The following is a 12,498-nucleotide window of genomic DNA, read 5'->3' as shown; positions in this document are numbered from 1 at the left end:
TTTGAAAATCGAACACGTATGAATGTCGCTATCATCATAGTAACGTATAATGGAATGAAATGGTTATCTAAATGTTTAGATAGTTGTGCAGATATTCCTGTAATTGTGGTCGATAACAACTCTACTGACAATACAGTAACATTCATCAAAGAAAATTATCCAAAAGTGACACTAATCGAAGCTTCCGAAAACAAAGGTTTTGGAGCTGCAAACAATATTGGAATCGCCAAAGCATTAGCAAAAGGAGCAGAGTATTTTTTTCTTTTAAATCAAGATGCATACCTACAACCAAACACGATTTCAAAATTAATTGAATGTCATCAACAAGATGCAAAATATGGAATATTAAGCCCAATTCATTTAAATGGCGATTGGACTAAACTCGATTATAATTTCTCAAAATACATCAGTGAAAACAAAACACTTCAATTTGATGCGATAAAACAAAACTATCAACAGAATATATACGAAGTTTCTTTTGTTAATGCTGCCGGTTGGTTAATTTCAAAGGAAACAATTGATACTGTTGGCGGATTCGATCCTTTGTTTTTTCACTATGCAGAAGACAATAACTATTGTCAACGCTTAAAATATCACGAACTAAAAATAGGTGTTGTTCCTACTGTTTTTTTAGCACACGACCGTGAATACAGAACGAATACGTTAAAATTAAATGAACAGAAAAAGCTACAACTTGAAGAACGAAAAATTAAAACGTTTCTAGCTGATATTAATAAAGATGTAAATAAACAAGTTCAAAATTTCAGAAAAAAATATAGTAGAAATTGTAAAAAATCATTGTTAAGCTTAAAATTGAATGACTATTCATATCATAAAAAAGAACAAAAACTATTAGCTAACTTGTTGCCTGAAATACAAAAAAGTAGAACGATCAACAAGCAAAAAGGAAGGCATTACATTACAACTGATTAATGGAAAAACAAGTCTCCATACTAATTCCAACGTATAACAGAGCGCATCTCATTACGGAAACGCTCAATTCTATTGTGCAGCAAGCGTACGAGAATTGGGAATGTATTGTGGTGGATGATCATTCAAATGATAATACACAGCAAGTTGTAGAAGAATATATAACGAAAGATAGTCGTTTTCAATATTGCAAACGTCCAGATGACAAACCGAAAGGCGCGAATGCTTGTCGTAATTATGGAATAGAGAAAAGTAACTCAGAATATGTAATTTTCTTAGATTCTGAAGATTTTTTAGGTGAAAATTGTCTTAAAGACAGAATGAAAGCTGTAGAGAAACATCCAACAAAAGATGGTGTAATCTTTACAATGGAACGTTTTCCTACGCGTGAACAGCAATCAAATAAAATCAACAAAGACCCAAAAGGAAAACTTGATTCTACAATATATTTAAAAATGTTTTTGGCGCATCAATTACCTTGGGCAATTACCTGTCCTATATGGAAAAAAGAAGCGCTAAACGCAATTGGCGGATTTGATGAATCATTACAACGCTTACAAGATGTCGATCTATCTATTCGATTATTATTAAATAATGTTGAAGTCAAACGCATTCAAAAAACAGATTGTTTCTATAAAATTGACGAAACTGGCGATGCCAAATACAAAGACATCAAATTCATTAAAAAAGCTGTAAAAAGCTTTATTCCATTCATAAATATCACACTAAAAAATATAGATAATAGAAGTGATACAAAGGAATTGCAAGCATATGTAAAATCATCTGTATACATCTTTCTGAAAAACTATATCTTTCCAAATCATGCTGAATTAAACGAAGAAAAAAAGCAACTATACAATGTGTTAAAAGTACATGAAATATGTTCTAACAAAGATTTTCGTTATTTGTGGGTTTTACAATTACTAATCACATTCAAACTACAATCAATAAAAGGAATTGGTGTACATAAATTTACCTCAAAAATCAAGAATCACTTCTTAAAAACATACGAACTAATCCAAGAAAGCTAAATGAAAATTCTGTTTGTTGCCATGCAATACATACATGCGGTACGTTGGATTAATCAACTGAAAGAATCCGGTCATGAAATCTATCTATTCGATTGTTTAGACAGACCAATTCATGAAGGTTTGCAATGGACAAATTACACAACAAACTGGAGCAAACGCAAAATAAAACCCATAAAAGGAGAAACATTCCTTAAAAAACACTTTCCAAATCTAAATGAAAAAGTACAACCACTTTTAAAAGTAACTGCTTCTGAAAAATTAAAAGAACTGATTGAAGAAATTCAACCAGATGTTGTGCATTCTATGGAGTTACAATCAGAAAGTTACCCATTAATTTCGGTTAGAAAAAAGATCAAATTCAATTGGACTTGTTCTACTTGGGGAAGTGGAATCTATCACTTTTATAAAGAATCATTTCATAAAAAACGAATTGATACATTACTAAATCAAATCGATTTTCTGTTTACAGATAACATTCGTGATATCGGTTTAGCAAAACAATATGGTTTCAAAGGAGAATCTTTAGGAAGTTTTCCTGGCGGTGGCGGATTTATAGTAAAAGAAGAATTTATTCAGCCCATACAAAATAGAAATCTAATTTTAGTAAAAGGTTATCATCACTGGGCTGGACGCGCATTACATGCTTTAAAAGCATTAGAAAATAACTTAGAATTGATTAAAAGTTATCAAATTCATGTGTATGCAGCGCATCCAAAAGTAATTGCTAAAATAGAACGTTTACAAACCGAGCATAATTTAAATATTAGTTACACTAAACGTGGAATTGAAGAATCGCATGATTCATTATTACAGAAATTCGGTCAAGCCAGAATAGCTATCGGAATAAACGTTACGGACGGAATACCAAACACATTACTAGAAGCAATGATTTACGGAGCATTTCCGATTCAGACGAATCCTGGAAAGGTTTCAGAAGAATATCTGACACATCAAGAAAATGGATTATTAGTTGAAAATGCTGAAAATATTCAAGAAATTACGGAAACTATAAAAGTTGCCCTTACCAATGAAGATTTAATTTCGAATGCATTCGAGATCAATAAAAAATACCGTTCGTCTTTAAGTTATCAAAACATTCAACAAAAAGTACTTGAAGCATACAAAACGATTGAAAAAACATTATGAATATCCTTTTTCTAGTAAATAACACTAAAATTTCTCCAAATGCTAATGGCGGCGCTTCTGTATATTTTAGTCATTTAGAACTACTTGCAAAATTGGGGTACAATGTATATGTGTTACTCGTAGATTTTCAAGGTGGTGAAACTGCTGAAATTTCATCAGATGTAAATCAAGAGTATATTCAAGAAATAAAAGAATTTTATAATGAAATCAATTACTTTCAAGTAGCGCAAATTCATCCAAAAGGAATGTTCAATCGTATCAAAACAGCAATTTCGCAACCTGAAAAATTTGAATACTTCTTTGTAAATTCAGTAAATGAAAAACTGTTGAAAAATTATATTTCAACAAATAATATAGATTTAGTTTGGGCAGAATGGCGTTGGACAGCAATTTTAGCACAATACGCAAACCTTTCAATTCCTGTGATTTATGCACATCACGATTGGGAGTTTAAACTGCGAAAACTAAAAAGTAAACTCTCATTCTTACAAAAATTTCACCTTAAACAAAAGAAACGAGTAGAATTGGACCTGGTAAAAAACATACAAGGTTGTGTATCTGCTTCGTTTACAGAAACGGAAGAAATAAAAGCATATGGAAATTCAAATGCTATATACATTCCATTAACCTATAAAGAAGTTGAGATTACGTCAAATGACTCAGAAGTCCCTACAATAGTACATTTAGGTGGTATGGGGACGACGGCAAATCGTATTGGTTTGGAGCGTTTTTTAGAAGTATGTTGGGAAGAATTAAAAAAAGAAATTCCAACCATACAACTCAAAGTAATAGGAAGTCTAAAATATGCTTCTGATACATTAAAAAAACGTTTAGAAGACTCACAAATCAAATGTATGGGATTTGTAGAAAACTTAGCACCTGAGCTAAAAGCATACGATATTCACATCATTCCATGGGAATACAATACAGGAACACGAACACGCATTCCATTAGTTTTCAATTATGCACAAGTGTTAGTTTGTACAAAAGCAGCAGCAAGTTGTTATCCAGAATTATCTCACGACAAAAACTGTATTCTGAGTAACGATTTACAACACATGACAACACAATTAATAGATTTGTATAAGAATAAGGAAAAGCGGATATTTACAGCAGACAATGCCCGAAAAACGTTTTTAAATCATTTTACAGTAGATAAGCAAGTAAAGAAGTTGAAAGAGTTTTTGGAAGGCATCTAAAAATGTTGAATTTAAATACAAATAAACGAATCAACATATAAAAAAACAATTACCCAAGATCAAAAAATGAAAAAAACCTACATCATAGCAGAAATAGCTCAGGCACATGACGGAAGTCTCGGAATGGCGCATGCGTACATTGATGCTGTTGCAAAAACAGGTGCGGATGCTATCAAGTTTCAAACGCATATCGCTGTGGCGGAAAGTAGCATTCATGAACCATTTAGAGTAAAATTCTCCAAGCAAGATGCAACACGCTATGAATACTGGCAACGTATGGAGTTTTCATTAGAGCAATGGAAAGAAATCAAAGCACATTGTGATGAAGTTGGTTTAGATTTCATTTCGTCACCATTCAGTAATGCCGCTGTAGATTTGTTAGAAGAAGTAGGTGTAAAACACTATAAAGTAGGTTCGGGGGAAGTCAATAACTTTCTATTATTAGAAAAAATTGCAAACACAGGAAAACCAGTTATTATCTCTTCCGGAATGAGTTCGTTTTCCGAATTGGACGCTACGGTAGCTTTTCTTAAAGAAAAAAACTGTGAATTCTCTATCTTACAATGTACAACGTCGTATCCGACAGCACCAAAACAATTTGGTTTAAATGTAATTCGAGAATTAAAAAATAAATATCAAGTTTCAATAGGGTTTTCAGATCATTCTTCGGGAATAGAAGCTGGAATTGCTGCAGTAACACTTGGTGCAGAAATCTTAGAATTTCATGTCGTATTTAATAAAGAAATGTTTGGACCTGATGCAAAATCATCGCTTACATTTTCAGAAACGACACAACTAGTCCAAGCGGTTAGAAATATTGATGAAGCTTTAAATCATCCAATTGATAAAATGGATAACTCACAATATTCAGAATTAAAACAAATCTTTGAAAAATCATTAGCTATAAATAAAAAATTACCAAAAGGGCATGTGCTAACATTCAACGATTTAGAAGCAAAGAAGCCAAAAAACTATGGAATACTTGCATCTAAATTTCAAGAAGTTTTAGGAAAAAAGCTTGTAAAAGACATGAACCAATGGGATTTTTTGAATGAAGAAGATGTATTGTGAATTGTTAAGTTTTAAATAGAACATCAATAAAAATGTGATTTCGAATGAAATTTTGGAAGAATTTTGTATCGAGAAATACTATAAAATTGAAAATTTAATCTTTTACATCATTTAATTTTTCAATTATTGAATTAAACAAAAATGAGCAAACGAAAAATATGTGCGGTAGTTACAGCACGACCATCATACAGTAGAATCAAAACAGCATTAAAAGCAATTCAAGAACATCCAAAACTTGAATTACAATTAGTAGTTGCCGGTTCTGCATTGTTAGGACGTTATGGAAATGCGGTAAATGTCATAGAAAAAGATGGTTTTAAGATTGACGAAAAAGTGTTCATGGTATTGGAAGGTGAAAATCCAACTGCAATGGCTAAAACAACAGGTTTAGGTGTTATGGAACTTTCAAATGTATTTTACAATCTAAAACCTGATGCTGTCATTACAATTGCCGATCGTTTTGAAACCATCGCGACAAGTATTGCAGCGGCATATCAAAACATTCCGTTAGTGCATATTCAAGGTGGAGAAGTAACAGGTAACATTGATGAAAAAGTACGCCATGCAAATACAAAACTTGCAGACATACATTTAGTTGCTTCAGAAGATGCAAAAGAGAGAGTTATTAAACTAGGTGAAGACCCTGATTATGTAATCAATACAGGTTGTCCATCTATTGATATAGCAAAGCAAGTATTAGAAAATAACACACATGATGTTGATCCAATAAAAAAATATGGTGGTGTAGGAGCTGATTTAGACCTTTCTAATGGATATTTAGTTGTAATGCAACATCCTGAGACAAATCGTTATAAATCGGCACGAGAAGATGTATTAGCTACCTTAAAAGCTGTTCATGAGTTAAATATACCAACATTTTGGTTTTGGCCCAATGTAGACGCTGGTTCGGACGGAACATCGAACGGAATTCGGTATTACAGAGAAAATTTCAATCCTGAAAACATTCGTTTCTTTAAAAACATGGAGCCAAATGACTTTTTGCACTTACTAAAAAACTGTGATTGTTTAGTAGGAAACTCAAGTGTCGGAATTCGTGAATGTTCATTTATTGGTGTACCAACAGTAAACATTGGAACACGTCAAAATCGCCGTCAACGTGGTAAAAACGTGTTAGATGTAGCGTATGATAAAGATTTAATCAAAACCGCAATTGAAGAACGAATTGCGCGAAAAGGAATGCTTTCCGAACATATTTACGGAGATGGAAACTCAGGAAAACGTATTGCAGACGCATTAGCACAATCAAAACTCATTTCACATAAAACAATTATGTACTAATAAATACAGTTTGTCTTAAAATACTAGCGGAATTCTAAATTCCCAATGGTTACACATTACTTAAAAAAATAATAAATTACTATATGAATATTCTCGCAGTCATACCAGCAAGAGGTGGAAGCAAAGGTGTTCCAGGGAAAAATAAAAAATTACTCAATGGAAAGCCATTAATTCAATATAGTATCGACGCTGCGTTGGAGTCAAAGTACATCAATGAAGTAGTAGTGACAACTGATGATGAAGAAATAATTGCAATTTCTAAGTCGCTTGGTGCGAATGTTCCTTTTGTGCGTCCAAAACACTTAGCGGAAGATGCAACACCAACATTACCCGTAATTCAGCATGTAATTTCATATTTCGAAACAGAAGGAAAACACTTTGATGCTATATGCTTATTACAACCTACAAGTCCGTTCAGGCCAACAGGTTTTTTAGAGAAAGCATTAGAGACTTTCAAGGAAAAACAAACAGATTCGTTAGTTTCTGTCTTAGAAGTACCGCACGAATACAATCCGCACTGGACGTTTGAAGCGAATGAAAATGGTGTCTTGCAAATTGCAACCGGAGAAAAGAACATCATTCCTAGACGTCAAGAATTACCAAAAGCATATCATAGAGATGGAAGTATTTACATCACAAAAACAAATATCATACAACAGGAAAATTCGTTATATGGAAACTCATTGTCATATGTGGTTTCAGATAAAAAGTATTATGTTAACATCGACACTCAAAACGATTGGTTAAAGGCAGAACAATTGGCTAAAACAATAACACTGTGAAATTTGAAAAACATACCATAACCAATTTTCATATATCTTTTGACAAAGAGCAATTTCAGGTTGAGTTGTTTAAAAAAGAAAAACAAGGAAGTACATTGTATTGGTTAGAAGATGATAACTACGAAATTATATGGTATTCATCTGATCATACTGAAGAAAAAATTGTTGATTTCTTAGAAGAATTACATCACAATACTACAGAAGCTCTTGTAAATGTTTATAATCATTTAGGAGGTGTTTTTGAACTGTTTATATCTGATAAAAAAAGCACTAATCTATTTATTTTAAATGATTTACATGGTGTTAGTGGAAGTTTTAGTTTAATAAATAAAAATAGACAGATATTCTTTTTAAATTTCCAGAATTTCAACGAATTGCATGTTCCATTAGAATTTGATAAACTTGGAGTGCAAGCACATTTTACATTTGGATATCAAGTCACACCTTTTCCTTTACCGTATAAAAATATAACTCGAATTGAAGGTGGAAAACTATATACTTTTAATTCAGATTTAACATACGACACAACAAAACTAGCAATAGATTTTTCAAATAAAGAACAAACATTTTCATTAAAAGATGGTATATATACTTCTGAAAATTTATTTTTTGGAGCAACGGCAGGAAAAGATAGTTTGGCGTTATTGAGTCAGGTAGAAAAAGGAAATAAGCAGTTAAAAACTGGGAACTTTGGAAATGTATATTCGGCAGATGTATTGCAAGGAAAAGAAATAGCAACTAATTTAAATATTTCATACAGTCACATTACATTGTGTAATGAAATAGAGTTTGAGCATTATGCAAACCAAATTGCTAGTATTTCAGGCGGTTTAGCAACAATTTCCTATGTTGATATGTTGAAATTTGTAGATGAAACCATTCCTGAAAATTACAGTTATGTTATGGGAGAAGCGGGCGAATGTGTACGCATGTTTTTTCAAGAAGACACGAATTTGGCGAAAGCAATGCATAACTACTTAACACCAAAAGAATTTTTATTAGACTCATTTGTTTTTGATTATAAGTTGTTTATGAATGATTATCCTGAAAATATAGCTTTGGCTGTAGCCGAAAATTACGCAGGAAACTCAAATGCTGAAACGTTAATCAACTTTTACAGAAAAGGGCGATTACCTGGTAATTTTGGAAATAGACACAAATTGCTGTCTGTTTTTAGAAATAAAATCACACCATTTTTGCATGAAGATTTCATAAAGTCAACGCATAACTTATCGTATACGCATTATAGAAATGATCAAATTCATGAACAAATTGTTTATGAAGGAAATAAGGACTTATTACAATATTTCAAAAAACCAATTCAATCAGACATAAGCGTGCAAGACTGGAATCACAGAATGCAAAGCGAAATAGGAGAAAAGTTATGCAAACTTCTAGAAAAGCATATTCTTGCATTAAAAACTGTCTTTGACACGGAAAAAATAGTACAACTAGCAAAAAAACAACAAAAAAGTCCGAATAGAGGACTGTATTTTCTTTTCAGAGTCTTATCAATGGCTATATTTGTTGACAATATCAATAACGCTGCCCCATGCGAAAAAAGATAATTTCCATATTTATTGGATTTCAAAGTTTTGAGAATCATTATGCCAGCAATTTCTTCGATATTCCTGAAGAATTTGACATGCATGTTTGGCATAAGGTGAAATCTTCTGCATTGGAAAAATTGCCAAAATCAATAACAACAAGCCAGCTTCCTAACTTTGATTATAATGGCAAAACAGACTTTTTGCGCTATTTAAAAGCAAAAGCTACTTTGCGTTATAATGATAAAGTTCAAGCAAATAAAAACCATCTATTATACAGAGTGGCGCCAGGAGAAAGCAATTTAAAAAAGAAATTGAAATTTAGTGTAATAAACTTACTTTCAATATTTTATGCTTCAAAAAAGGGAATTCAAAAACTAGAAGATACATTCTTTAAATATACTCGTGAATCTAGTTATTACAAGGAATGTTTAGCATACCTAACAACTGAAAATCCTGACTTGATCTATTGTTCGCATCAAGTATCCAGTTTATCGTTAGCACCAGTCGTTGCTGCACGCGATTTAGGAATTAAAGTTGTGAGTTTTATACATTCTTGGGACAATCTTCCGAAAGGAAACAAAATGTTGAAAGCTGACCATTACTATGTTTGGAGTGAATATATGAAGGAAGAAATGCAGCAATATTATCCAGACGAAGTTAAAAATGATAATATTACAGTTACTGGAACGCCTCAGTTTACTTTTTATACGAAATCTGAATATTTGATTCCAAAGGAACTATTTTACAAAACCTATAAGTTGCCGTTAGATAAAAAACTACTCTGTTTTTCAGGGAATTTCACCTCTATAGGAATGGATGACCCTTTATATTTAAAGGATTTAGCGGAATCGGTAAAAGCATACAATGAAAAAAACAAAGATCAATATCATGTAATATTACGTGCAAATCCTGCAGATTACAATCAAGGGTTTGTTCCAATACTAAAACAATACAAGGATGTAATTACGGAAGTGATTCCAACATGGAATACTGATGAAAATCCATTGCCTATATCGTACAATGTAAACTCTAATTTGGGCGTCCTATATAGCACTTTATATTATAGCGAAGCTATTTTTAATATTGGTTCTACTATGGCGCTTGACGCAATATTGCTAAAGAAATTAGCATTCTATTGTCATTACAATCAGCCAAACGGACATAAAGATTTTAACATAGATCGTTTGTATCAATTTGTACATTTCAAAACCTTTGACAAGCATCCAAAAGCAGTGCATGTACTACGTTCAACAGAAGACATCAAAAACATGTTGTATAATTTTGATACCTTGAAATTGAAAAACATGGAAGCACGTCAAAATTGGGCGGAAAGTGTCGCAGCACATCCGTTAGAGAAAGTGCAACAGCGTATGCATACTGCATTTAAAAAACTATTGAGCTAATGCATGTAGGTTTCTTACTTCCTGAATATCCACACGAAAAACTTCCGAAAGCCGCGGGAATAGGAACAAGTACAAAAAACTTGCTCAAAGCATTAGTGGACAAAGGTGTAAAAGTTTCTGTATTTACCTACTTTCAAGATAAACAAGAAGTTTTTATTGATGAAGGCATTATTGTTCATAAAATAAAATTGCGAAAATATCCTGTATTTACATGGCGATTAAACGAAGGAATCATTGCTAAATATGTGAATAAAATCATTAAAAAAGATCAAATAGATGTAATAGAAGTGGTTGATTGGACAGGAATCTCGGCAAATATGAACTTTTCAATTCCAAATGTGATGCGTTTGCACGGAAGTGATACTTTTTTCTGTCATTTAGAAAAACGTCCACAAAAGCAACATAATTTCAATCGTGAAAAAAAGGCATTTCGAAAAGCGGATAAAATTATTGCTGTAAGTGAATTTGTAGCTAAAAAGACAACAATGTTGTTTAATGTTGAAAAAGAAGCGGATGTAATTCCTAACGGAATTTATATTGATGATTTTCAGCCAAATATTTCAAAACGAAAAGATGGCGCAGTTCTGTATTTTGGCACCTTAATTCGTAAAAAAGGAATTTTAGAATTGGCACATATTTTTAATGAATTAATTAAAAAAAATAACGATTGTATATTAGTAATTGTTGGAAATGACGCGATTGATGCTTTAGAAAATCGTTCTACATGGGAAATCATGCAAGAACATTTGAGTACGGAAGCGCTGCAAAAAGTAGATTACAAAGGAAAAGTAAACTATAATGTAATGAAAAAATTGATCAATGAAGCAAATGTATGTGTATTTCCTTCATTAGCGGAATCGTTTGGAATGGTTACAATTGAAGCAATGGCTTTAGAGAAACCATTTGTAAACACAAATTATCCTTGGGCACATGAAATAGTAGAAGATGGTGAAACAGGTTTTTTAGAAAATCCGAAATCATACAAAGCGTTTGCAGAAAAGATTAATATATTATTAACTGATGAAAAATTGGCTTCTACTATGGCTAAAAATGCTAGAAAAGAAGCAATCAAACGGTTCGATATTACTAAAATTGCACAACAAAATATAAAAATATACAAATCTCTAGTACGGTAAAGTAAGTGAAATTTAGATATGCTATACTTTTATTAGATTTACCAACAGTTTGATTCAACAAGAAAAACTAAGATAGAATTCTATAGTTGGTTAAACAACTCAAAACAATAATGAATGAGTAAAAAAATTATTTTTCAAACATCTTATATGCAACGTTGTGGACATAATTTTTTGTCTGAAGTGCTTCGCATATTTTTACCTGTAGATACACCTGTATATGATACTTCGGAGATCGCTATTTCTAATGTTATGGGAAGTATACATAAAACGATTCACAAACAATCTGCGAGGTTCCCACAATTAATAGAATGGACAGAAAGTGTATGTAGAGATGGAATTCGAAAAGAAATTTTAAAACGTGGAACGCAAGAGTTTATCATGATTAAAAATGTAAACGTTCGCGATTTTACTCCTTTCTATGAATCATTTCCAGATGATTATCATCTAATTTTATTCAGAGATCCAAGAAACACAGTTACTTCATTCATAAAAAGTGTAAAACTAAATAAAGGGAAAGCGCATAAAGTCTTTATCAGGAAAATAGCCTATTACTCTGGATATTATCATTATTATTTTGCTAAGAGAGTTAAAAATGAATTGGATATGTTTTTAACGGCATTAGAGAAGCTTAAGGCAAAAGAAAATAAAAAATTTATTTTGGTTACTTATGAATCGTTAGTTTCGGGTGAAGATAAAGAACTTTCAAAATTGATTCAATTTTTTAATCAAAATATGGACGTTGATGAACTAAAGGATAAAATGAGCAAAATTAAAATCTTAAACTCTTCATACAAACATGAAGAAAAAAACAAAAATGAAGTAAACAGTGCAAAGAATAAAGATTTTGATCCTTTTAACAGATGGAAAAAATTACCAATTTTACAACGAAAAGGTTTGTTATTAGCTTTAGATAACATACATCAAAAAATGGGATATTAATTAGTCTGTAAA

11 protein-coding genes are annotated in these 12,498 nt (G+C 31.8%); all 11 read left to right on the top strand.

The genetic code is table 11. From position 1 onward, the window contains the following. The first annotated feature begins 18 nt into the window (after positions 1 to 18). The 11 genes from Q0828_RS13085 to Q0828_RS13035 all read left to right on the top strand — a co-directional run bounded on the left by Q0828_RS13085 (position 19) and on the right by Q0828_RS13035 (position 12,486). Positions 19 to 933 (top strand): glycosyltransferase family 2 protein, encoded by a 915-nt coding sequence (locus Q0828_RS13085; RefSeq protein ID WP_298421568.1) that lies wholly within the window; start codon positions 19 to 21, stop codon positions 931 to 933. Beyond that, positions 933 to 1,961, top strand: coding sequence for a glycosyltransferase family 2 protein (locus Q0828_RS13080; RefSeq protein WP_298421565.1), 1,029 nt, complete (start codon positions 933 to 935; stop codon positions 1,959 to 1,961). Before Q0828_RS13085 ends, Q0828_RS13080 begins: the two co-directional genes overlap by 1 nt. Beyond that, on the top strand, positions 1,962 to 3,107 hold the full coding sequence (locus Q0828_RS13075; RefSeq protein WP_298421563.1) for a glycosyltransferase: 1,146 nt from the start codon (positions 1,962 to 1,964) through the stop codon (positions 3,105 to 3,107). Beyond that, entirely contained in the window at positions 3,104 to 4,306 is a 1,203-nt protein-coding gene (locus Q0828_RS13070) for a glycosyltransferase (protein ID WP_298421561.1), read from the top strand. Before Q0828_RS13075 ends, Q0828_RS13070 begins: the two co-directional genes overlap by 4 nt. Positions 4,307 to 4,372: 66 nt before the next feature. Further along, the gene (locus tag Q0828_RS13065) at positions 4,373 to 5,377 is read left to right on the top strand and encodes an N-acetylneuraminate synthase family protein (protein ID WP_298421559.1); all 1,005 of its coding nucleotides are present in this window, start codon (positions 4,373 to 4,375) and stop codon (positions 5,375 to 5,377) included. 141 nt (positions 5,378 to 5,518) lie between these two features. Then, the gene (gene neuC / locus Q0828_RS13060) at positions 5,519 to 6,676 is read left to right on the top strand and encodes a UDP-N-acetylglucosamine 2-epimerase (protein WP_298421556.1); all 1,158 of its coding nucleotides are present in this window, start codon (positions 5,519 to 5,521) and stop codon (positions 6,674 to 6,676) included. Between the two features lie 83 nt (positions 6,677 to 6,759). Continuing rightward, positions 6,760 to 7,458 (top strand): acylneuraminate cytidylyltransferase family protein, encoded by a 699-nt coding sequence (locus Q0828_RS13055; protein ID WP_298421553.1) that lies wholly within the window; start codon positions 6,760 to 6,762, stop codon positions 7,456 to 7,458. Next, positions 7,455 to 9,026 carry a hypothetical protein gene (locus tag Q0828_RS13050; protein ID WP_298421509.1) on the top strand — a complete coding sequence of 524 codons (1,572 nt, stop codon included), beginning with the start codon at positions 7,455 to 7,457 and terminating at the stop codon, positions 9,024 to 9,026. The genes Q0828_RS13055 and Q0828_RS13050 overlap by 4 nt, the downstream gene beginning before the upstream one ends. After that, a complete protein-coding gene (locus tag Q0828_RS13045; RefSeq protein WP_298421507.1) occupies positions 9,011 to 10,411 on the top strand; it encodes a glycosyltransferase in 1,401 nt (466 codons plus the stop codon). The genes Q0828_RS13050 and Q0828_RS13045 overlap by 16 nt, the downstream gene beginning before the upstream one ends. Continuing rightward, on the top strand, positions 10,411 to 11,547 hold the full coding sequence (locus tag Q0828_RS13040) for a glycosyltransferase family 4 protein (RefSeq protein ID WP_298421504.1): 1,137 nt from the start codon (positions 10,411 to 10,413) through the stop codon (positions 11,545 to 11,547). The genes Q0828_RS13045 and Q0828_RS13040 overlap by 1 nt, the downstream gene beginning before the upstream one ends. 114 nt (positions 11,548 to 11,661) lie before the next feature. Continuing rightward, on the top strand, positions 11,662 to 12,486 hold the full coding sequence (locus tag Q0828_RS13035; protein WP_298421501.1) for a hypothetical protein: 825 nt from the start codon (positions 11,662 to 11,664) through the stop codon (positions 12,484 to 12,486). The last annotated feature ends 12 nt before the right edge of the window (positions 12,487 to 12,498 follow it).

This window comes from uncultured Kordia sp. (genome assembly GCF_947496985.1).
GTDB lineage: Bacteria > Bacteroidota > Bacteroidia > Flavobacteriales > Flavobacteriaceae > Kordia.
This window is presented reverse-complemented; position numbering and strand designations above follow the sequence as displayed.

What these genes read in the sequence shown, in the direction of transcription:
- Q0828_RS13085 (WP_298421568.1), top strand. Translation starts at nt 19, where the DNA reads ATGAATGTCGCTATCATCATAGTAACGTATAATGGAATGAAATGGTTA.
- Q0828_RS13080 (WP_298421565.1), top strand. Translation starts at nt 933, where the DNA reads ATGGAAAAACAAGTCTCCATACTAATTCCAACGTATAACAGAGCGCAT.
- Q0828_RS13075 (WP_298421563.1), top strand. Translation starts at nt 1,962, where the DNA reads ATGAAAATTCTGTTTGTTGCCATGCAATACATACATGCGGTACGTTGG.
- Q0828_RS13070 (WP_298421561.1), top strand. Translation starts at nt 3,104, where the DNA reads ATGAATATCCTTTTTCTAGTAAATAACACTAAAATTTCTCCAAATGCT.
- Q0828_RS13065 (WP_298421559.1), top strand. Translation starts at nt 4,373, where the DNA reads ATGAAAAAAACCTACATCATAGCAGAAATAGCTCAGGCACATGACGGA.
- neuC (WP_298421556.1), top strand. Translation starts at nt 5,519, where the DNA reads ATGAGCAAACGAAAAATATGTGCGGTAGTTACAGCACGACCATCATAC.
- Q0828_RS13055 (WP_298421553.1), top strand. Translation starts at nt 6,760, where the DNA reads ATGAATATTCTCGCAGTCATACCAGCAAGAGGTGGAAGCAAAGGTGTT.
- Q0828_RS13045 (WP_298421507.1), top strand. Translation starts at nt 9,011, where the DNA reads ATGCGAAAAAAGATAATTTCCATATTTATTGGATTTCAAAGTTTTGAG.
- Q0828_RS13040 (WP_298421504.1), top strand. Translation starts at nt 10,411, where the DNA reads ATGCATGTAGGTTTCTTACTTCCTGAATATCCACACGAAAAACTTCCG.
- Q0828_RS13035 (WP_298421501.1), top strand. Translation starts at nt 11,662, where the DNA reads ATGAGTAAAAAAATTATTTTTCAAACATCTTATATGCAACGTTGTGGA.